This is a genomic window from Ideonella dechloratans, from assembly GCF_021049305.1.
In the GTDB taxonomy this organism is placed as follows: Bacteria; Pseudomonadota; Gammaproteobacteria; order Burkholderiales; family Burkholderiaceae_C; genus Ideonella; species Ideonella dechloratans.
This window is the reverse complement of record NZ_CP088081.1, coordinates 704,978-724,307: the sequence shown is the minus strand read 5'-3', so window position 1 is coordinate 724,307 and position 19,330 is coordinate 704,978. Positions and strand designations below refer to the sequence as shown.

Annotated in this window: 21 protein-coding genes; 1 reads left to right on the top strand and 20 read right to left on the bottom strand. The window is 70.4% G+C overall.

Features of this window, described 5'->3' with window-relative positions:
• Window positions 1-3,738, top strand: coding sequence for a pilus assembly protein (locus tag LRM40_RS03350; RefSeq protein ID WP_151123812.1), 3,738 nt, complete (start codon window positions 1-3; stop codon window positions 3,736-3,738).
• 11 nt (window positions 3,739-3,749) lie between these two features.
• Here the strand turns inward: LRM40_RS03350 and LRM40_RS03345 are convergent, their stop codons facing one another.
• The 20 genes from LRM40_RS03345 to LRM40_RS03250 form a co-directional block, all read right to left on the bottom strand.
• On the bottom strand, window positions 3,750-5,438 hold the full coding sequence (locus LRM40_RS03345; protein ID WP_151123813.1) for an AAA family ATPase: 1,689 nt from the start codon (window positions 5,436-5,438) through the stop codon (window positions 3,750-3,752).
• Window positions 5,435-6,658, bottom strand: coding sequence for a flavin monoamine oxidase family protein (locus tag LRM40_RS03340; RefSeq protein ID WP_231067703.1), 1,224 nt, complete (start codon window positions 6,656-6,658; stop codon window positions 5,435-5,437). The genes LRM40_RS03345 and LRM40_RS03340 overlap by 4 nt, the downstream gene beginning before the upstream one ends.
• Before the next feature lie 34 nt (window positions 6,659-6,692).
• Window positions 6,693-7,001, bottom strand: coding sequence for a 2Fe-2S iron-sulfur cluster-binding protein (locus tag LRM40_RS03335; protein ID WP_151123814.1), 309 nt, complete (start codon window positions 6,999-7,001; stop codon window positions 6,693-6,695).
• Window positions 7,002-7,040: 39 nt separating this feature from the next.
• Entirely contained in the window at window positions 7,041-7,886 is an 846-nt protein-coding gene (locus tag LRM40_RS03330) for an SIR2 family NAD-dependent protein deacylase (protein WP_151123815.1), read from the bottom strand.
• Between the two features lie 25 nt (window positions 7,887-7,911).
• Complete coding sequence (locus LRM40_RS03325) at window positions 7,912-9,060, bottom strand: DegT/DnrJ/EryC1/StrS family aminotransferase (RefSeq protein WP_211372979.1); 1,149 nt, start codon at window positions 9,058-9,060, stop codon at window positions 7,912-7,914.
• A gap of 163 nt (window positions 9,061-9,223) precedes the next feature.
• Window positions 9,224-9,505: a hypothetical protein gene (locus LRM40_RS03320; protein WP_151123817.1), complete on the bottom strand. Its 282-nt coding sequence runs from the start codon at window positions 9,503-9,505 to the stop codon at window positions 9,224-9,226.
• A 14-nt stretch (window positions 9,506-9,519) separates the two neighbouring features.
• A complete protein-coding gene (gene nifT / locus LRM40_RS03315) occupies window positions 9,520-9,732 on the bottom strand; it encodes a putative nitrogen fixation protein NifT (RefSeq protein WP_026096808.1) in 213 nt (70 codons plus the stop codon).
• Window positions 9,733-9,764: 32 nt separating this feature from the next.
• The gene (locus LRM40_RS03310; protein WP_151123818.1) at window positions 9,765-10,937 is read right to left on the bottom strand and encodes a cysteine desulfurase family protein; all 1,173 of its coding nucleotides are present in this window, start codon (window positions 10,935-10,937) and stop codon (window positions 9,765-9,767) included.
• Window positions 10,938-10,955: 18 nt separating this feature from the next.
• Window positions 10,956-11,372, bottom strand: a complete 417-nt coding sequence (locus tag LRM40_RS03305) for a DUF3024 domain-containing protein (protein WP_231067702.1) — start codon at window positions 11,370-11,372, stop codon at window positions 10,956-10,958.
• Window positions 11,372-11,659: a nitrogen fixation protein NifZ gene (locus LRM40_RS03300; RefSeq protein ID WP_151123819.1), complete on the bottom strand. Its 288-nt coding sequence runs from the start codon at window positions 11,657-11,659 to the stop codon at window positions 11,372-11,374. Before LRM40_RS03300 ends, LRM40_RS03305 begins: the two co-directional genes overlap by 1 nt.
• Before the next feature lie 37 nt (window positions 11,660-11,696).
• On the bottom strand, window positions 11,697-12,032 hold the full coding sequence (locus tag LRM40_RS03295) for a nitrogen fixation protein NifZ (RefSeq protein ID WP_151123820.1): 336 nt from the start codon (window positions 12,030-12,032) through the stop codon (window positions 11,697-11,699).
• Entirely contained in the window at window positions 12,013-12,852 is an 840-nt protein-coding gene (locus LRM40_RS03290) for a 4Fe4S-binding leucine-rich repeat protein (RefSeq protein ID WP_151123821.1), read from the bottom strand. The genes LRM40_RS03295 and LRM40_RS03290 overlap by 20 nt, the downstream gene beginning before the upstream one ends.
• A gap of 12 nt (window positions 12,853-12,864) precedes the next feature.
• Window positions 12,865-13,479, bottom strand: a complete 615-nt coding sequence (locus LRM40_RS03285; protein ID WP_151123822.1) for a hypothetical protein — start codon at window positions 13,477-13,479, stop codon at window positions 12,865-12,867.
• 39 nt (window positions 13,480-13,518) lie between these two features.
• Window positions 13,519-13,899 (bottom strand): HesB/IscA family protein, encoded by a 381-nt coding sequence (locus tag LRM40_RS03280; RefSeq protein ID WP_040500143.1) that lies wholly within the window; start codon window positions 13,897-13,899, stop codon window positions 13,519-13,521.
• A 215-nt stretch (window positions 13,900-14,114) separates the two neighbouring features.
• Complete coding sequence (locus LRM40_RS03275; protein WP_022980458.1) at window positions 14,115-14,309, bottom strand: 4Fe-4S binding protein; 195 nt, start codon at window positions 14,307-14,309, stop codon at window positions 14,115-14,117.
• Between the two features lie 53 nt (window positions 14,310-14,362).
• Entirely contained in the window at window positions 14,363-15,943 is a 1,581-nt protein-coding gene (nifB, locus tag LRM40_RS03270; protein ID WP_151123823.1) for a nitrogenase cofactor biosynthesis protein NifB, read from the bottom strand.
• Window positions 15,944-16,143: 200 nt separating this feature from the next.
• Window positions 16,144-17,919, bottom strand: coding sequence for a nif-specific transcriptional activator NifA (nifA, locus tag LRM40_RS03265; RefSeq protein ID WP_151123824.1), 1,776 nt, complete (start codon window positions 17,917-17,919; stop codon window positions 16,144-16,146).
• A gap of 213 nt (window positions 17,920-18,132) precedes the next feature.
• Window positions 18,133-18,456 carry a (2Fe-2S) ferredoxin domain-containing protein gene (locus LRM40_RS03260; RefSeq protein ID WP_151123825.1) on the bottom strand — a complete coding sequence of 108 codons (324 nt, stop codon included), beginning with the start codon at window positions 18,454-18,456 and terminating at the stop codon, window positions 18,133-18,135.
• Window positions 18,457-18,527: 71 nt separating this feature from the next.
• Window positions 18,528-18,983 (bottom strand): ferritin-like domain-containing protein, encoded by a 456-nt coding sequence (locus LRM40_RS03255; protein ID WP_151123826.1) that lies wholly within the window; start codon window positions 18,981-18,983, stop codon window positions 18,528-18,530.
• Window positions 18,984-18,990: 7 nt separating this feature from the next.
• Window positions 18,991-19,290, bottom strand: coding sequence for a ferredoxin family protein (locus tag LRM40_RS03250; protein ID WP_022981353.1), 300 nt, complete (start codon window positions 19,288-19,290; stop codon window positions 18,991-18,993).
• Window positions 19,291-19,330: the final 40 nt, after the last annotated feature.

Here is a 19,330-nt window from a genome sequence, read left to right as displayed (position 1 = left end):
ATGAACCCCACCCGCTCCCCCCTCCCGCACCCGGGCCACCTGCTGCGCGGCCTGCTGCTGGCCGCCGCCGTGCTGTGCACGCCGCTGCGCCCCTGGGCGGCCAGCACCGACCTCGCCAGCTCGCCGCTGGAGACCTCCACCGCCACCCTGGTCAAGCCCAACATCCTGTTCATCCTGGACGACTCGGGCAGCATGAGCTACCCCTACCTGCCCGACTGGGCCGGCAACTACAGCGGCACGTCCAAGCTCTACAAGAACCCCAAGTTCAACGGCATCTACTACGACCCGGCGGTGACCTACACCCCGCCGCTGAAGTACGACGGCACCAGCTATCCCAGCATGACCGCGGCCAACACCTCGTCCTGGACCAAGGTGCCCGTGGACGGCTTCGGCGTCGAGTCCACCGGCACCACCGACCTGTCGGGCTCGCTGACCTACTACGTCTCCATCCCCGGCGAGTACTGCACCGCCCCCAACCTGAAGACCTGCGCCACCCAGAGCGCGGCCAGCACCAGCTACCCCTATCCGGCCTATCTGCGCTGGTGCACCACCAGCGCTCTGACCACCTGCCAGGCCCGCTACATCGAGACCGCGCCCACCGGCGGGTCGACCTACACCTACCCGCGCTACCCCACCGCCGCGCTCACCAGCGGCAGCGTGCCGGGCTCGATCCAGACGGTGACGATCTCCTCGTCCACCACCAGCTACCCCTATCCGGGCACCAGCACCCGGGCCACCACCCGCACCGACTGCGCCGGCACCACCTGCACCCTGGCCGAGGAGCGGACGAACTACGCCAACTGGTATGCCTACTACCACACGCGCGTGCAGATGATGAAGACCTCGGCCAGCCTGGCCATGATCGACCTGGGCACCAGCTACCGGCTGGGCTACATGAGCATCAACAACAACACCGGCAGCGACTTCCTGGACATCGCCGACATCACCACCACCAGCGGCGGCCAGAAGTCCAAGTTCTACGCCAAGCTCTTCGCGGCCAAGCCCAACAACACCACGCCGCTGCGCACCGCCCTGGACACGGCCGGGCTCTACTTCGCAGGCAAGAAGAGCAGCATCAACGGGGTGAGCGCGAGCGACCCGATGCAGTACGCCTGCCAGCGCAACTACACCCTGCTGTCCACCGACGGCTACTGGAACGAGACGGCCTCGCCCGTCAAGATCGACGGCACGGCCATCGGCAACACCGATGGCAGCGAGTCGCGTCCCTACTACGACGGCAACGGCCAGTCCAACACGCTGGCCGACGTCGCCGAGTACTTCTACGCCACCGACATCCGCTCATCCGCCTTCGGCAACACCACCAACCGCAGCACCGGCACCGACGTCTCCAGCAACAGCTTCGCCAACGGCCAGCAGCGCATGTACACCTACACCCTGGGCCTGGGCGCCTCGGGCTACATGCTGTTCGACCCCAACTACGCCTCGGCCACCAGCGGCGACTACCACGACGTGGCCAATGGCACCGTCACCAGCAGCAGCACGTTGAGCAGCGGCGTGTGTCCCTGGCAGAGCTCGGGCGCCTGCAACTGGCCCAAGCCCGTCAACAACACCCAGACGGCGGTGGACGATCTGTGGCACGCGGCCATCAACGGGCGCGGCGCCTACTACAGCGCCACCAACCCGTCCGAACTCAAGACCGGCCTGACCAACTTCGTCAACGCGGTGTCGGCCGCCACCAGCAACTCGGCCTCGGCCACCGCCAGCACCCCCAACCTGACCAGCACCGACAGCAACTACGTCTTCGCCACCTCCTTCTGCTCGGCCAAGTGGTTTGGCGAACTGGTGCGCTACGACATCGATGCGGCCACCGGCGCCCTGAGCAGCACCCCCGACTGGTCGCAATCCGGCGCCGGCAACGACTGCGCCGGCTCCAGCACCACCCAGACCACCCCGCCGCTGCTGGACAACACCGCCTGGGCATCGCGCAACATCTACACCTACAACCCCAGCACCGGCGCGCGCATCGCCTTCACCTACGACACCTTGAACAGCAGTCAGCAGGCCTATTTCAAGGTGGCCGCCATCGGCAGCCTGTCGCAGATGTGCTCCTCGGGCTCCACCTGCCTGCCCACCGCCTCCCAGGTGGACAGCAGCACGGCGGGCACCACCACCGGCGTGGGCGGCGTGAACCTGGTGAACTTCCTGCGCGGCGACCGCAGCAACGAAGGCTCGACCAGCACCGCCTACTACGTCCCCCGCACCCATGTGCTGGGCGACATCGTCAACAACCAGTCGGTCTATGTGGCCAAGCCCGGCTTCAGCTACACCGACGCGGGCTACAGCGGCTACAAGACGGCCCAGTCCGGCCGCACGGCCATGGTCTACGTGGGCGCCAACGACGGCATGCTGCACGCCTTCAATGCCAGCACCGGCGCGGAGAGCTGGGCCTACGTGCCCTCCATCCTGCTGCCCAAGCTCTACAAGCTGGCCGACAAGAAGTACGCCTCCAACCACGTGAACTTCGTGGACGGCAGCACCACCCGCGCCGACGTCTACTACGACAGCACCTGGCACACCATCCTGGTGGGCGGCCTGGGCCAGGGTGGCCGCGGCTATTACGCCCTGGACGTGACCAACCCGGCTTCGCCTGCCGTGCTGTGGGAGTTCACCAGCGACACCAGCGCCGGCACCGGCTACATCAGCGATGCGGACCTGGGCTACAGCTACGGCGCGCCCATCGTGACCAAGCTGTCCGACGGCACCTGGGCGGTCATCGTCAGCTCGGGCTACAACAACGTTTCGCCCGGCAGCGGCCACGGCGTCATCTGGGTGCTGAACGCAAAGACCGGGGCCGTGATCAGCAAGATCGACAACGGCATGGGCAGCAGCAGCGCCACGGTGGCCGGCTGCAGCACCGCCCCCTGCCCCAGCGGTCTGGCCCGGCTGGCGGCCTGGGTGGACACCGCCACCAACAACACCGCCAAGCAGGTCTATGGCGGCGACCTCTATGGCAATGTCTGGCGCTTCGACATCAGCGCGCTGACCGCCAGCGGCGGCACGGCCAAGGTGCAGCTGCTGGCCACCCTGGCCGACACCAGCGGCAACCGCCAGCCGGTGACCGCCGCGCCGGAGTTGGGCTACGCCAGCGGCAAGCACATGGTCTACGTGGGCACCGGCGAGTACCTGGGCGTGACCGACGTCTCCACCACCCAGCAGGAAAGCCTCTACGCCTTCAAGGACCCGCTGACCGGCAGCTCGCCCAGCACCGCGCTGTATGCCAACCCGCGGGCCAGCGCCTGCAGTGCCACGGGCCTGACGAACTGCTTCGTCCAGCAGACCCTGGTGGACAGCAGCGGGGTGCGCACCGTGGCCAGCAACAGCCTCACCGTGGACCTGAGCACCATGAACGGCTGGTTCGTCGACCTGCCCGAGACCGCCGAGCGCATCACCACCGACCCCACCCTGGTCAGCGGCACCTTGGTGGTCGTCTCCAACGTGCCCACCACCACCAGCGCCTGCGCCACCGGGGGGGCCAGCTATCTCAACTACCTGGACTACAAGACCGGCGGCACGGTGAGCGGCGCCAGCAATGCCGGCGTGATGCTGACCGACACCGCGCTGGGCAGCGCCGCCTCGCTGGTCAAGACCACCTCGGGCAAGATCATCGGCGTGATCAGCCTGTCGGACGGCAGCACGACCACGGCGCAAATCCCCACCGCGGGCAGCGGCGGCGGCACCCGGCGCCTGTGGTGGCGCGAGCTGTTCGAGGGGCTGTGAGCGTCCGGGCCTCAGGCGCCCGGCTCGAAGCCGCGGAAGACGGCGCAGCGCTCGAACACCTCGCGTGAGGGCGCCACCTGCTTGTGGTGGCAGTAGGTGGTCACCAGCTTGGCCAGGCCCTTGATGTCCCGCCCGCTGGCCTGGGCGTAGTGGCGGGCCAGCCAGTCGATCTGCGCCGCGTCCAGCGCCAGGCCGAACTGGCCGGCCATCACGCGCCAGATGCGGGCCCGCGCCGCCTCGTCGGGCGCCTGGTAGCGGATCAGCGCGATGCAGCGGCTGACGATGGCCTCGTCGATGTCGTCGATGCGGTTGGTGGTCAGGAACAGCAGGCCGTTGAAGTACTCCAGCACCCGCAGGAAGACGCCGACCACCGCGTTCATGGCCAGGTTGTCGTCGCGGCGCTTGATGTAGACATCGGCCTCGTCGATCAGCATCACCGCGCCCCAGCGCTGGGCGCGCGTGAGCGCCTCCTTCAGCGCGGTCTCCATGGTCGCCACGTTCAGGCCCAGCTGGCCCGAATGCACGCGGTAGAGCGGCCGGCCGATGATCTCGGCATAGACCTCGGCGGTCAGCGTCTTGCCCACGCCGGGGGGGCCGGCGCACAGCACCGTGGTGCCGCCGCTCTTGCCGGCCACGATGTCGTCCATCAGCACATCCATCTCGGCGGTCAGGATGTCGATCAGGTCGGTCTGCTCGGGCGGCAGCACCAGCCGGGTCTTCAGCTCGGGCTGGTAGACGCAGGGCGTCAAGTCGTCCACATGCACCCACAGATGCTGGTGCAGTTCCAGGTGGAACAGGAACAGAAAGCCCTGCACCGGCAGCTGGGTGAACAGGCCTTCGGGCTGGGCCGCACGCTCGGCCTGCACCTCGTCCTCGGCGGCGTAGCGGTTGCTCTTGGCGGCCTTGCGCAGATAGGGCCCCAGGATGTCGCCGGTGCTGTCCAGCGTGGCGCTGCGCGGCGGCAGGATGCCCTCGTCATTGACCAGGCGCGCGGGCTGGCCCGAGGCCGACAGCACCACCTGGTCCTTGCGGGTCCAGTCGGTGTCGCGGTGGGTGGCGCTGGGGTCCTCGGCCACGAAGCCGATGCCCTGGCCGCAGAACTGCGCGCCATAGCGGCCGCGCCAGTCGATGTAGCGCTCGGCCATGGCGTCGTAGGCCGCCAGCAGCGCGGGCGTCTCCTTGAGCAGGCCCTTGGCCGCCAGGATCTCGGCCACCGTATGGCCGGGCAGATCGGCCTCGACGATGCGCACCGTGGTGCTGACGATGCCGGCGCGCAGCAGGGCCTTGAGCTCGATGAGCACCTTGCCCATCTCCTCGTTGGAGCCCGAGACATAGTCCAGCCGGGTGACCACCCAGGCCGCCGCCCGGCCGCCGGGCGAGGTGGCGAACAGCCAGCCGCGCTGGGCGCCCTGGATCAGGTAGTGCGCCAGGGCCGGCAGCAGCTGCTCCAGCTCGTCGTCCTCGCCAAAGCGCGGGCCCTCGTCCTGCAAGGCGGCCAGCAGGCCCTGGAGCTGGCGGTGGCGCGCTTCGGCGCCCTGGGCCTGGTACAGGTTGCCCAGGAAGGTCAGTTCGCCCAGCTGCAGCTGCTGCCAGGGCAGTTCCAGCCGGTGGGTGTAGCGCAGCTGGTCCTGCAGCATGGCCAGTCGCGGGAAAGCTTCGCTCAGGGCCTGCACCTGGGCCCGTTCCAGCGCGAGCTTCATGCGGCCCCCGTGACGGCAGCCGCCTGGCGCGGCAAATGGGCGTTGACGACCTCGGGCGAGTGGGCCGGTTGCGGTGCTTGCGGCAGCAGGTGGCGCAGCCGGGCCGCCGCGCCCAGCGCGCCTTCCAGGTAGCCGGTGCCGCGCTGGGCCGTCTCGGCCCCGCCAAACATCAGCCGGCCGTCCCACTGCGGCAGCTGCAGCGTGTCGGTGGCGGCGCCCGGTCCGGGGTGGGCGGCCTGGCCCTCGCTGGCGCGGTCCAGCGGGCTGCAGGTGAAGGCCTCCTCGGCCCAGTCCTGCCAGTGCAGCTCGCCGTCGCGCGCGGCCTCGCCGAAGAGCATGGCCATCTGACTTTCCACCAGCAGCGGCATGCTGCGCGCGAAGGCCGGGCGCTGCGACGCCGGCAACGCGCTGAAGCCGGCCAGCGCGGCGCCGGTCGGCCCGCTGGCGTCGAAGACCTCGGCCAGCACCGCCTGGGCATGGGTGACCCAGGCATTGCCGCTGTGGCCATCGGCCCGCCAGAAGGCGTCGGGGTAGGCCACGGCGGCCTTGGCGGCGGTGGCCATCCAGGTGGCTTGCGCCTGCAGGGCCTCGTCCACCGCGGCGGGCAGGGCCGGCTCGAAGCGCAGGCCGGCCTGGGCCACGCGCGGTGGCAGGGCCAGCACGACGCGGCGGGCCCGCACCGTGTGTTCCTGCCCGCCCAGGCGCAGCGACAGGCGCACATGGTCGCCCGCGTCGGTCACGGCCAGCAGGGTCTGGCCCAGGTGCAACCGGGTCAACGGCAGCGGTCGGGCCAGGGCCGCCACCAGGGCGGCCATGCCACCGGCCAGGCGACGCGCGCCGCCGTGCAGGCTGCCCTGCCCGGGCGGGGCCGGCAGGGTGGCGTCGCCGTCCTGCGCCGTAGCGCTGGCCACGGCCACCGTGGCCGGGGGCTCGGCGGCCTGGTCCAGCAACAGCACCCGGCCATCGTCGGCCTGGGCCACCGTCTCCAGGCCCAGATCGGCCACCAGCCGGGCCATCGAGGGCTGGTGGTCAGGCCAGTACCAGGTGGGCCCCAGGTCCAAGGGCTGGCCCTGGACGCCGGTGGCCGTCAGCACCCGGCCGCCCAGGCGATCACGGCCCTCGAACAGCGCCCAATCCAGGCGGCGGGCCTGCAGGCTGTGCGCCAGCGCCAGCCCGCACACGCCGCCACCGACGATGGCCACGTCCAGCATCTTGTCCATGGGGCCTCCTGGGGACAGGGTGGTGGAGAAGGGGTCAGAAGCCCGAGAGCGCGCCCAGCAGCTCCACGGTCACCGGCTCGGTGCCCAGGATGTTGACCTGGCAGGCCAGGCGGGACTTGCTGCTCACGCCCACCAGGCTGTCGAGCTTGGCGTTCTCCTCGGGGGTCATCTTGGAAACGCCCTTTCGCCCTTCCTTGATGAACACATGGCAGGCGCCGCAGCTGGCCTTGCCGCCGCACTTGCTCACCAGCTTCTCGCCGGCGGCCAGCAGGGTCTGCAGCAGGTTGGCGCCTTCGCTCACGTCCAGGGTGGCACCGGAAGGCAGGATGGTCAGGGTGCTCATGGTCTTCTCCTCTTGGGGGTCTTGGGGGTGAAAGAGGGCTCAGGCCGCAAGGGCCACGCCCCGGGTGAGCTGCGCGGCCACCTCGGCCAGCGGCAGCGCGATGCGGGTGATGCCCTGCTCCTCCAGGAAGCGGGCCTCCATGCGGGTGGGCGCATCGGGCAGGATGGCGTAGTGCGGGCCGCCGGAGCGCTTCATGATCTGGCGGGCGAAGGTGCGCGGCAGCTGGTCGTTGAAGCGGCAGCCCAGGAACACGAAGCCCAGCTTGGCGCGGCGCGCCTGCACCACCGGCGGGATGGGCGTCTGGATGTCGATCTCGGTCAGCACCTCGACGTGGTCCGAGTCGGACACCAGGTAGTTGCTGGCCGGCAGGTGGCCGCCCCAGGGCTTGTAGAACACGGTGGCCACGTCCACCGGCTCCTCGGTCAGCGGCTGGCCATCGGCGCCGTACCAACCGAACCAGGTGCCGAAGTGTTCGCTCTGCGACAGGCCCTGCACCTCGGCCCAATCGGCGCGCGCGCCCAGGGCACCGCGCATCGTGTCGTCGTACCAGGCGTCGACGATCAGCGGGGTCTTCAGGCTGGCGACCCAGCGGTGCAAGGCGCTGGGCGCCGGCAGGGCCGCATAGGCCAGGTCCATGCCGCTGACCAGGGTCTTGCGGTGCTTGAAGTTCTCGATGAACTGCGCGGCCTGGGTCAGGCGGTTCTTGATCTTGCCGGGCACGCTGTTGCGGGTGGTCAGCACGGTCGCCAGGGCCAGCGGGTCGCCGGGCACCGGCAGGTCGGCGCACAGGCTGAGCATGCCGGGGCCCAGGTAGGGCGAGAGCGATCCAGCGATCAGACCCGCGGCGACGTCGTCGGGCAGGTGGTCCAGGGTGGTGAAGGTCATGGGCGTCTCCCGGTGGGGGTTCAGATCAGTAGATGGGCACGCCGGCACCGATGTTGGTGGCGATGTCCTTCAGGGCGCCGACGATGAAGCGCACCGCGTCCTCGTCGAGCAGAGCATGGAAGGGCAGCGCCAGGGCGCGGTCGCCGATGCGCTCGGCCAGCGGCAGGTCGCCCCGCTTCCAGCCTTGCTGCTGGTAGAAGAACTGCTGGTGCAGCGGCTTGCAGAAGGGCGCCGCCTCGATGTGCTCGCGGTTCAGGTCGTCGACGATCTGCTTGCGCGCGCTGGCGGTGAAGCGGGTGCCCAGGTGCACCTGCCAGACCATCCAGTGCACCTCGTCCACGTCGTCGGCGATGTAGGGCGGCTTGATGCCCTCGAAGCTGTTCATCAGGTCGCGGTAGAAGGCCTCGACCACCTTGCGGCGCGCCAGCAGCTCGTCGATGCGGGCCAGCTGGCCCACGCCCATCGCGGCGGTCAGCTCGCTGATGCCGGCCTGCAGCGGCACCCGCGCGCCCACCGACAGCGAGTTGCGGTCCTTGATGGAGCGCTGGCGCAGGTAGCGCAGCTCGATGGCCAGGCGTTCGTCGTCGGTGACGACCATGGCCCCGTCGCCGCAGGCCAGTGCGCTGGGCTGGGAGAAGTCGAACACCGCGATGTCGCCGAAGCTGCCGACCTTGCGGCCCTGGTAGCGCGAGCCCAGGGCCTCGGTGGAATCCTCGATCAGGGCGATGCCGTGGCGGTCGGCCAGCGCGCGCAGCGGGCCCCAGGCGGCCGGGTGGCCGTTGACATTGCCGGCCAGGATGGCCTTGGTGCGCGGGGTGATGCGGGCCTCGGCCCGCACCGGGTCCAGGCAGCCGGTCCAGTAGTGGATGTCGGAGAACACCAGCGTGGCGCCGGCCAGGCTCACCGCCTGCGCCACCTGGTGCCAGCCGTGGGGCGAGGCGATGACCTCGTCGCCCGGGCCGATGCCCAGGGCCCGCAGCGCCAGCCAGGTGCCCAGGGTGCCGCTGGCCACCGAGACGGCATGGGCCCGCCCCAGCCAGCGGGCGAAACTCCGCTCGAAGCGCTCGACCATGGGGCCGGCGGTCAGGCGCGAGCCGGACATGGCCGTCTCCACCAGCTTGAGCTCCAGCTCGGACAGGTCGGGATCGGACAGCACGATCCAGTCGTCGCCCAGCAGGTCATCGCTCTCGGGCCGCTCGTCGGCCACCAGACCATCCGCGCCGATGGCGGCGAAGGGGTCGCTGCCCTCGGCATTGCCACCGGGCACCGGGGTGACGTGGGCTTCGGGGTCCAGGGTGGCGGGCGAGTTCATGGCGGCGGCTTTCGAGGGGTGGGGGTCAGGCCTGGTCGGCCAGATAGAAGCCCGACAGGGCCGAGAGATCGGCGCTGACCTGCCAGCAGTGGCCGTCGCTGACGGCGCCCCACAGCAGGCGGCGCTGGCCCACGGCGGCCGGCGTCTCGCCGCGCATGTCGAAGGCGTCGACCACGATCACCCGCAGCGGGGCGAAGCGCTCGCGCAGCAGCAGGGCCGCCTCACGCACGGTGTTGGCGCTGTCGGCCAGGGCGATGGCCTCGGACAGCGAGGCGGCGCGGGTGCTCACGTCGGCGGTGGCGTTCATGGCGGGCTCCCCGCTCAGTCGCCGGAGAGGCGACGGGCCTCGACGGTGATCGGCAGGCTGGTGCCCTCGGGCATCTCCGGCAGGGCCAGCACCCAGTCGTTGGCCAGGGTCACGGTGCCGCCCCAGAGGTCGGGCTTCTCGTGCGAGACGATGGGCTCCTCCAGGTCCTTCTTGGCCACGTAGGCGGACAGGATGCCAGCGGCGCTTCGGCGGATCATGACTTTCATGGGAACTCCTGGGGATGGGTCAAAAGGTTCTGTCAGGCCGGGGTGGCCAACACAGGGGAGATCGGGTGGTCCTCGAGCAGCAGCGGCAGCACCTGGGCCCGCACGGCGGCCAGAGCCTGGGCGATGTCATCGGCCGTGGTGTCGCGCCCCAGCGAGAAGCGGATTTCGGCCTTGGCCTGCACCGGCGTGAGGCCCATGGCCAGCATCACGTGCGAGGGCTGGGTGCTGCCGGCGCCACAGGCCGCGCCGCTGCTGGCCCGCACGCCGGCGCGCTCGAGCTTGCCCAGCACCTGTTCGGCGTCGCGTTCGCCGAAGCGCACGCAGACGGTGTTGGCGATGCGCGGCGCGCCCTGCCCCAGCAGCACGACGGCGGGGTGCAAGGCCAGCAGGCCCTGTTCCAGCGTCTGGCGCAGGGCGCTCATGCGGCCCAGGTCCTCGTTCAAGGTGGCGGAAATCGCGTCCGCCGCCGCGGCGAAGCCGGCGATGCCCGGCCCGTTCTCGGTGCCGCCCCGACGCTTGCGCTCCTGCTTGCCCTCGATCAGCGCCGGCCAGGCCAGGCCCTTGCGCACGACCAGGGCCCCCACGCCCTGCGGGCCGTGCAGCTTGTGGGCCGCGCAGGACCACAGGTCGGCGCCGCTGGAGGCGAAGCGCAGCGTGGACTTGCCCACTGCCTGGGTCGCATCCACATGGAAGGGCACCTCGTGCGCGCGGGCCAGGGCCGCGAGCTCGGCCAGGGGCATGCAGACGCCGGTCTCGTTGTTGGCCGCCATCACGCTGAGCAGGGCCAGGTCCGGCCCGATCAGCCGGGCGGCGGCGTCCAGGTCCAGCCGGCCCTGGCCATCCACCGGGATGAGGTCGACCGGCGTGCCCTCGCGCCGCAGGCGCTCGGCCAGGCCCAGCAGGCCCGCATGCTCGACGGCCGAGAGCAGCAGGCGGGTGCGGCCCAGCGCACGGCCGCGGGCCAGCGCCCCCAGCACCGCCTGGTGGTTGGCTTCGGTGGCACCGCTGGTGAACACCAGCTCGGCCGGCTGGCAGCCCAGCAGGGCCGCCACGCGGGCCCGGGCCTCGGCCTGCGCCCGGCGGGCGTCCTGGCCGGCGGCGTGCACCGAGGAGGGATTGGCCCAGCCGGTCTCCATGGCCCGCACCAGGGCCTGCACCACGGCCGGCAGCGGACGGGTGGTGGCGTTGTGGTCCAGGTCGATCATGGTGGGCCCTCCCCGTTCTCAGACCCAGTAGTCGCGCGCTTCGTCGCGCAGCAGGGTGTCCAGCGCGGCGGCCAGGGTGGGCGCGCGTTGCTTGAGCACCCAGCAGCCGTGGACGTGGTCGCGGGCATGCAGCAGCCAGGCTCCGGGCACGCCGCTGTCGGGCGTCTGCGTGGGCACCAGCCAGGCGATGTCGATCTCGCCGCCTTCGCGGTCGATGTTGCGCGAGCAGTTGGGGCTGACCACCTTCCAGCCCAGGCCCTCGCGCAGCACGCGGGGGTGGACGTACTTGTAGCGGCTGCGCTGCTCCAGCGCGACCTCGATGCGCACCCGGTCCAGCACGAAGACCTGGCCACCGACCAGGCTGCCGCTGTCGGCGGGCCGCGCGGGCTCGTCGGATGAGCCTGGCGGGCGGCCGGAGCAGGAGGCGCTGGCCATCACGCCACCTCGTCCGCCGGTGCCGGGGCGCTGTGCGGGGCGCCGGGCACGTCCAGCTCGATCTCGTCTTCCAGCACGCCCAGCACCCGGCGCGGGCCGAACTCGACCAGGTAGACCGGCACATTGGCCTCGGTGTGCATGCCGACGTTGACGATCTCGCCAATGCCCCCGGCGGGCACCAGCAGCTCGCCCTCGGCGGCCTCGGGGAAGCTGCCGTCGTTGACCAGGTCGATCACCGCGCGCACGCGTTGGCCCCAGTCGTACTTGGGTTGGGCGGGTTCCATCATGGTGAGACTCCTGAGGGCGTGAAGGGGGAAGACAGGGTCAGCGGAGATCGGCCAGCTGCCGGGCCCTTTCGCCCAGCTGCGCCAGCACCTCCTCGGGCAGGTGGTCCAGGGTGCAGAGCTCCTTGGCCCGCATGCCCACCTGGTGGCCCGAGCCGGTGAACTCCACCGCGTAGATGTAGAACTGCTGCAGGAAGGTGCCGATCGAGCGCACGTAGCCGATGTCGCCCTTGTTCACCAGCAGCTCGCCGATGTCCTTGCCGGTGTAGGTGCCGTCGTTGCGGATGATGGTGCGGCTGATCACCCGCTCCCCCATCTCGAAGCGGGGCGGCAGGGCGATCTCGATGATGTCGTCGTCACGGGCGATGTCCGCCATGGGGCTCTCCTGGGGGCAGGGACAAGGGCGTGGGTTCGGCCAGGCGCTCCAGCGCCTGGGCGCGCACCTCGGGGTCGGCGTCTTCGGACAGGCGCAGCAGCCAGTCGCGCTGCTGGCGGGTGTCGGCGCGGTGGGCCACGGTCCAACGCACCGCCCAGTCGGGGTCGGCCAGGAAGGCCGACAGCAGGGGCAGCGGCGCCCGCTCGGCCACCGTGCGGCGCACCCGGTCGGAAGGGTCCTGGGCCAGGCGCCACAGTGCCGGCATCTCCAGCCGCTCGGCCACCACGCGGCGCACCTGCTCGTCGTTGTCCCCGGCCAGCAGGGGCAGCAGGGCCAGGGGCAGGCGGCGGGCCACCACGGTGCGGACCTCGTAGTCGGCGTCGTGGATCAGGCGGCTGAGTTCGGGCGTGTCGATGCGCTGGGCCACGCGGATGCGGACCTCGCGGTGCGGGTCATCGCACATCGGCGAGAGCAGACGCTGCGGCACGCGCAGGGCCACCTGCAGGCGCACCGTCTCGTCCGGGTCCTGGCGCAGCGGGCCGAGCTGGAAGATGTCGACGTAGCGCGCGGCGATGGCCCGAACCTCGAAGTACGGATGGTCCAGGTGCTGGCCGGCCAGGTCGCGGTGGGTGCGGAAGAAGCGGTCAATGCGGCGGGCGTAGGCGTCCTGCATGCAGCTGTGGCCAGGCTCGCAGCCGCCGGCGTCGCGCAGCGCCCGGTGCGGGCAGGGGCCGCAATCGACCGGCTGGCCCTGCCAGTCCCGCAGGGGGATGTCACCCGCGGGGGCGCGGTGGACAGGGTGCAGGGCGGCGGCGTTCATGGCGATCTCGCTTCAGGCCGGGGCCGAAGGGCGCGCTCCCGGTGGCCGGGGGGCCAGGCGGGCCCAGGCCGCCGCGCCAAAGGCCGGCGGGATACTGGGCGCGTCCTCGTCCGGGTCGTCGCCCACCAGCGCACGCTGGCGCACCGCCTCGACCAGGGCCCCGCCCACGCGGTCGTCCGGGTCCAGGTGGCGCAGCAAGGCCAGGGCGTCGCGCGCTTCGGTGTCGTCCCCCAGACGCAGGCTCAGGTAGGCATAGCCCTTGAGCGTGAACAGGTAGAAACGTGTCACCGGCTCATCGCGTGCGCCCGCCAGCGGCTGCAGCGGCACCTCGCGCCAGCAGGCGGGCAGGCCCAGCGCGGTGGCACCGGCCACCAGGGCCCGGCGAGCCACGTCGCGCGCCGGACTCAGCCGGTGACCATAGAAATGGTGCCGGTACAGCGCGATCAGCACCGCCGGGTGCTCCGGCGCCAGGGTCTGGGCCCGCATCAGCGCGGCCATGGCCCGGGGTGCGTCGCCTCGGTGATCTCCCGCCTCGCGCAGTGCGGCCTCGGCCAAGGGCGGCAGGCCCTGGCCGAGCACGGCATCATCGAAATCCACGCCCAGGGTGCCGGTGGTGGCGGTGCTCATGGTGGACGCCTGGTGTGCGGGAGGACGCGGAACGGCGCCTCAGTGGCGCTTGAGCGAGTCCAGCGAGACCGTGGCCTGCGCCGGCTTGGCCGCATCGCCCGAGCTGGAGCAGGCGCAGGGCGCCGCCGCCGGGTTGAAGAAGCTCAGGCCGGAATGGGTCGGGCTTTCGCTGAAGTCCATCGTGACGCCGTCGAGCACCATGCGGCTTTCGGCCGGCAGGAAGACCCGCACATCGCCCACCATCAGCTCGGCGTCGCCGTCCATCGGTGCGGCCAGCACCGAGAACTCGGCGCTGTAGCCGGAGCAGCCGCCCGGCGTCACCAGGAGGCGCATGCCGCCGGCGGGGTGATCGGAGAAGCGCACCATGCGGCGGATGAACTTGGCCGCAGCGGGCGTGACAGTGACGTTGGGCAGGATCATGTTCAGCTCGTCATTCAAAAGACAGTCGAAAGCGGACGGCGTGGGCCAGCGCCGGGCCGCCCCAAGCGGCCCACGCACCCGCCCGGCGGGTGGTCCCGGGGTTCAGCCCGGGGCCGGGTGCCCCATCTCCCGTGGGCCAGCGCCGGGCCGCCCCAAGCGGCCCACGCACCCGCCCGGCGGGTGGCATCGCGCAAGCGCGATGCCGGGTGCACCATTCAGGCCGGCTTGATGCAGCCGTCCACCGGGCAGACCGACACGCACTGGGGCGCGTCGAACTGGCCTTCGCATTCGGTGCACTTGGCCGGGTCGATGATGAAGGTGCCGCCCTTCTCACGGATGGCGACGTTGGGGCACTCGGGCTCGCAGGCGGAGCAGCCGGTGCACATGGAGGCGATGATCTTCAGGGCCATGATGGGACTCCTTGGCTGGGGGCTGGGGAAAGGGCCGTCGCTGGCGTCAAGGCTCAGGCGGCTGCTTCGGCGGTGCCGGTGAAGGCACCCTGCCGGATCTGCGCGTCACCGCGCGGTTGGTGGACGAGTTCGCCGCTGGCGATGCGCTGGCGGTAGCCGCTGAACCAGGACAGCGCGGCCTTCTCGATGAACTCGTGGGCGTAGGCGTCCACCGGCTCGATGCCGGCGGCGGCCAGCTCGTCACGCGGGCAGGCGCCGATCTTGGCCACCAGCACCGCATGGCAGTCGTTGATGGCCTTGACGATGGAGGGCAGTTGCTCGTCCTCGCCGTAGCCGCCCTGGCAGTACAGGTCCACCCGGCGGTGGCCGACGAACAGGGCCTGGGCCTGGCTGACCTCGAAGATCTGGAATTCGGTGGCGTGGCCGAAGTGCTGGTTGACCTTGCCATGGCCTTCGGTGGCCACGGCGACCAGCACCTTCATGTCCGGGTCCACGCCATCGTCGTTGGCCGCGGCGGCCAGCGCGTCGGCCTTGGCCGCCACCTGGGCCTGGCGCTCGGCCTCGACCTGGTCCTGGTAGGCCTTGCGCTTGTCCAGGTCGTAGACGACTTCCATCTCCTCGATCTTGTCGAGGGTGAATTCCTCGGAGCGGTCCTCGCCCAGCAGGCCCACCGCGTCGGCGCGGCATTGGCGGCAGTGGCGCATCAGGTTGGCGCCGCCCATGCAGGCGTCCTGCACGGCCTTGAGCTCCTGGGCGGTCGGGCCGCGCTGGCCGGTCAGGCCGAACACGGTGCCGTGCTCGGCTTCCGAGATCAGCGGCATGATGTTGTGCAGGAAGGCACCGCGCTTCTTGACCTCGCGGTTCACCTCGATCAGGTGCTCGTCGTTGATGCCGGGGATCAGCACCGAGTTGATCTTGGTGAGCACGCCGCGGGCGGTCAGCATCTCCAGGCCGAGCATCTGGCGCTCGTGCAGGATGCGGGCGGCCTCGACGCCGGTGACGCGCCGGTGGTCCCAGAAGATCCAGGGGTAGATCTTGGCGCCCACTTCCGGATCGACCATGTTGATGGTGATCGTGACGTGGTCGATGTTGTACTTGCAGATCTCGTCGACCTGGTCCGGCAGCGCCAGGCCGTTGGTGGACAGGCACAGCTTGATGTCGGGCGCCTGCTCGTGGAGCATGCGCATGGTGTCGAAGGTCTTCTTCGGGTTGGCCAGCGAATCGCCGGGGCCGGCGATGCCCAGCACCGTCATCTGCGGAATCTCGCTGGCCACGGCCAGCACCTTTTTGACGGCCTGCTCGGGCGTGAGCTTCTGGCTGACCACGCCGGGGCGCGATTCGTTGCTGCAGTCGTACTTGCGATTGCAGTAGTTGCACTGGATGTTGCAGGCCGGGGCCACGGCCACGTGCATGCGGGCGTAGTGGTGGTGGGCCTCTTCCGAGTAGCAGGGGTGGTTCTTGACCTTGTCCCAGATCTCGGCGGGCATGTCGTCGGGCCCACCCGATGAGCCACAGCTCGACTTTCCGGAGCCACCGGTGGTGCCGCAGCCCCCTCCGGTCTCGACGACTTCGCTGACGGCTTGGCGACCTTTCTTCAGATCGCCGATCGATACGAACGTGGTGTTGGCGGACATGGGGCACCTCGTGTGGTGGCAGGTGAACCCACCATTGCGAGAGCTGTGCCAGGTGCTTTTTTCTTTTTAATCAATCACTTGCGGTTTTGTCGCATGCCCGCCGGGCTGTGTCGGTCGCGACAAAAGCGACAAGGTCGCGCCCTACCGAAAAGCACAAGGCGGCCCGGGGCCGCCTTGTGTTGGATCAAGCCACAACGCCGTCAGAGCTTGCGCACCTCGATCCGGTGTTTCTGCAGCGCGTAGCCCAGCTGACGCGGGGTGACCTTGAGCAGCCGGGCCGCCTTGGCCTGCACCCAGCCGCATTGCTCCATGGCCCAGATCAGGCGCTCGCGCTCACCCTGCGGCGGCTCGGCGCCGAACTGGCGCGGGGGCAGCACGCTGGCATCGGTCAGGCGCTCGGTGGGGCCGATGCGCACCACCGTGTCCTCGTCGTCCTCGTCGTCGAAGAAGGCGTCGCCGTGCCCGGCCGCGGCGGGTGCGCGCCGGCTGTCGACCGGGATGCTGCTGCCATCGGGCCGCTGCACCTTGTTGACCGTGATGGTCGACGAGACCGGCGCCACGGCGTCTTCCTTCTCCATGTGGTGCAGCGTCTGCGTCAGACAGCGGTTGCTCTTGCAGGGAAAGGCCAGGTCGCGGATGGCCTCGCCATGCACCATGGTGGCGGTGCGCTCGATGCAGTTCTGCAGCTCGCGCACATTGCCCGGCCAGTAGCAGTTGGACAGCACCTGCATGGCCTCGGGCGTGACCTTCAGGTGGCGGTGGTTTTCCTTGTTGTAGCGGTCCAGGAAGTGGGCCACCAGCGGCGGGATGTCGTCGCGCCGCTCGCGCAGCGGCGGCAGGAAGATGCTGACCACGTTGATGCGGTAGTACAGGTCGGCGCGGTACTCGCCGCGCTGCACCATGCGCTCCAGGTCGCGGTTGGTGGCGCAGATCAGCCGCACGTCCACCTTGACCGGCCGGCTGCCGCCCACCCGCTCGAACTCGCGCTCCTGCAGCACCCGCAGCAGCTTGGCCTGGAAGCCCGGGGAGATGTCGCCCACCTCGTCCAGGAAGAGCGTGCCGCCGTGGGCCAGCTCGAAGCGGCCCTTGCGCTCGCCCACCGCGCCGGTGAAGGCGCCCTTCTCGTGGCCGAAGAGCTCGGACTCCAGCAGCGACTCGGTCAGGGCCGCGCAGTTGACCTTGATGAAGGGGGCCTCCTTGCGCGGGCTGAGGTAGTGGATCGCGCGGGCGATCTCCTCCTTGCCGGTGCCCGATTCGCCCCGCAGCAGCACGGTGGAGCGCGAGGGTGCGGCCTGGTGCACCTCGGCGAACACGCGCTGCATGGTCTTGCTGTGGCCCACCACGTTGTCCAGCGAGTAGCGCCGGCGCGGCGCCTCCTGGCTCAGCGCCTTCTGCAGCCGGGTGGTCTCCAGCTGCAGCCGGGCATGCTCGGCGGCCACCGAGCGGTGCAGGGCCAGCGACTGAGCCAGCAGCGTGGCCACCATGGTCAGCAGGCGCTGGTCGTCCGAGAGACGGGCCATGCCCTCGACCTCGCGCTGCGCGGCCAGCACGCCCAGCGTGATCTGGTCGGTGCGCAGCGGCATCACGATGAAGGCCAGGCGCTTGCCTTCCTGCGGTCCGAAGGCGCCGGTGCGGTCGATGAACTCGGCACTGTCCTGCACATTGGTCACGACCACCGGCAGACCCGACTCGTAGACCCGGCCGATGACCCCTTCACCCTCGGTCCAGTGGCCGCGCTCCACCTGTTCGCGGCTCAGGCCCACCGCGCTGTGCACGGTCAACCTCCCCTCGTCGCCCTCCGGGTCGGCGTCGGCCAGCACGATCATGGCGCGGGTGAGACCCAGCTGGGCTGCCAGGGTGTTGAGCGCGGCCCGGAAGGTGCGCTGGATGTCCAGCGAGTCGCCGAGGATGCGGCAGACCTCGTAAATGGTGCTCAGCTCCAGATGGGAGCGTTCCTGTGCGATGCGGCTGATCACGGTGCACCTCCAGCTATCCCCAGCGGGCCTTCGCGGTGCATGCCACCGCAAAGGCGTCCAGTCCATGCATCGTGTCGGCGCATGGCGCGCCACCCGGGCTTGACTTGAGACATCAGCTGCAAGATTCCTGCCGAATCCTGGGATCAGCACCCAGCGAAACCATGCCCCGCCCAGAAGGTTGACCCAGGTCAAACGGCCGCATGTAGGCGGACCTCACCAGGCGGCCGCAGAGGCCAGCAGACGTTGGACCGGCTCGCCCTTTTCCAGGTGGCTGTCGAAGATCTCGCCCACGTCGGCGGGTGTCACGCCCTGGTACAGCACGGCTTCGGGATAGACCAGCACATTGGGGCCGCCGTCGCAGGGCCCCAGGCAGCCGGAGTAGGTGATGGCCACCTGCTCATAGGCCTGGCGCTTCTGCAGTTCGCCCCAGAAGGCCTGCAGCAGGGGCGATGCCCCATTGGCGGCACAACTGCCGCGTGGGTGGCCCGGCGGACGCTGCTGGCTGCACACGAAGACATGGCGGGTGGGACGGGGCATGGTGAATTCCTTTCCAGTCGTGCGGCCGCCCGGCAGCTGAGCTGCCAGCGGACGGCGCGTGTCGGGGGTGTTCAGGCCGGCAGCGCGTGCAGGCGCTTTTCGAGGGCGGCCATGTGCTCGCCCTCCTCGGCGGCGAACTCCTGGGCCAGGGCCTTGAGCTCGGCATCGGGCGTGGTGGCGGCCACGGCGGCGTACCAGGCATGGCAGCGGCATTCGCTGTCCAGGGCCAGCTTCAGGGCGCCGCGGGCATCGAGCGAGGCGTCGACGCCCACCCAGTCGGCCACCTCGGGCGAGACGCCGTCGGGCCACTGGAAATCGCCCGGCGCCAGCTCGGGCACCTCGCGGAAGCCGCCGCGGGCCACGGCCTCGGCCAGGTGCTTGCGCGAGTAGCCGGCCATCTCGGTGAAGAAGCGGCGCAACTCGGCATTGCCCTCGGTGCCCATGGCCGCCGCCAGCTCTTCGTAGCGGCGGGCCGCCTCGCGCTCCAGGGTGATGGCGTGCGCGAGGAAGATTTCAACGTCCTGCATGGATGGATCAACCGAACTTGAAGAGGATGCCGTGGCCGCCGCGCGGGTACTCCCAGGCGACGTTGCTGTGCTCGGTGCAGATGACGCGGCAGCTGCCGCATTCCAGGCAGCCGTCGGTGATCAGCGTCACCGTGCGGTTGCCCTCGGTCTTGTAGCAGGAGGCCGGGCAGACGTAGGTGCAGGCCTGGGACTGGCAGTCGTTGGCGCAGACCTCGGGGGCCTTGATCTGGATGTGCGGCCGACCGTGGTCGACCTTGTAGCGGTTCTGGAACAGCTTGTTCTCGACGTTGACAGCAGCAGTGCTCATGGCGCTCTCCGGTCGTTGACGGCAGTGACAGGTAAGGCGA

What these genes read in the sequence shown, in the direction of transcription:
- LRM40_RS03275 (WP_022980458.1), bottom strand. Translation starts at nt 14,309, where the DNA reads ATGGCCCTGAAGATCATCGCCTCCATGTGCACCGGCTGCTCCGCCTGC.
- LRM40_RS03290 (WP_151123821.1), bottom strand. Translation starts at nt 12,852, where the DNA reads ATGAACGCCGCCGCCCTGCACCCTGTCCACCGCGCCCCCGCGGGTGAC.
- nifB (WP_151123823.1), bottom strand. Translation starts at nt 15,943, where the DNA reads ATGTCCGCCAACACCACGTTCGTATCGATCGGCGATCTGAAGAAAGGT.
- LRM40_RS03260 (WP_151123825.1), bottom strand. Translation starts at nt 18,456, where the DNA reads ATGCCCCGTCCCACCCGCCATGTCTTCGTGTGCAGCCAGCAGCGTCCG.
- LRM40_RS03330 (WP_151123815.1), bottom strand. Translation starts at nt 7,886, where the DNA reads ATGACCTTCACCACCCTGGACCACCTGCCCGACGACGTCGCCGCGGGT.
- LRM40_RS03340 (WP_231067703.1), bottom strand. Translation starts at nt 6,658, where the DNA reads ATGGACAAGATGCTGGACGTGGCCATCGTCGGTGGCGGCGTGTGCGGG.
- LRM40_RS03320 (WP_151123817.1), bottom strand. Translation starts at nt 9,505, where the DNA reads ATGAACGCCACCGCCGACGTGAGCACCCGCGCCGCCTCGCTGTCCGAG.
- LRM40_RS03350 (WP_151123812.1), top strand. Translation starts at nt 1, where the DNA reads ATGAACCCCACCCGCTCCCCCCTCCCGCACCCGGGCCACCTGCTGCGC.
- LRM40_RS03305 (WP_231067702.1), bottom strand. Translation starts at nt 11,372, where the DNA reads ATGGCCAGCGCCTCCTGCTCCGGCCGCCCGCCAGGCTCATCCGACGAG.
- LRM40_RS03335 (WP_151123814.1), bottom strand. Translation starts at nt 7,001, where the DNA reads ATGAGCACCCTGACCATCCTGCCTTCCGGTGCCACCCTGGACGTGAGC.
- LRM40_RS03250 (WP_022981353.1), bottom strand. Translation starts at nt 19,290, where the DNA reads ATGAGCACTGCTGCTGTCAACGTCGAGAACAAGCTGTTCCAGAACCGC.
- LRM40_RS03295 (WP_151123820.1), bottom strand. Translation starts at nt 12,032, where the DNA reads ATGGCGGACATCGCCCGTGACGACGACATCATCGAGATCGCCCTGCCG.
- LRM40_RS03285 (WP_151123822.1), bottom strand. Translation starts at nt 13,479, where the DNA reads ATGAGCACCGCCACCACCGGCACCCTGGGCGTGGATTTCGATGATGCC.
- LRM40_RS03280 (WP_040500143.1), bottom strand. Translation starts at nt 13,899, where the DNA reads ATGATCCTGCCCAACGTCACTGTCACGCCCGCTGCGGCCAAGTTCATC.
- nifT (WP_026096808.1), bottom strand. Translation starts at nt 9,732, where the DNA reads ATGAAAGTCATGATCCGCCGAAGCGCCGCTGGCATCCTGTCCGCCTAC.
- LRM40_RS03300 (WP_151123819.1), bottom strand. Translation starts at nt 11,659, where the DNA reads ATGATGGAACCCGCCCAACCCAAGTACGACTGGGGCCAACGCGTGCGC.
- LRM40_RS03345 (WP_151123813.1), bottom strand. Translation starts at nt 5,438, where the DNA reads ATGAAGCTCGCGCTGGAACGGGCCCAGGTGCAGGCCCTGAGCGAAGCT.
- LRM40_RS03255 (WP_151123826.1), bottom strand. Translation starts at nt 18,983, where the DNA reads ATGCAGGACGTTGAAATCTTCCTCGCGCACGCCATCACCCTGGAGCGC.
- LRM40_RS03310 (WP_151123818.1), bottom strand. Translation starts at nt 10,937, where the DNA reads ATGATCGACCTGGACCACAACGCCACCACCCGTCCGCTGCCGGCCGTG.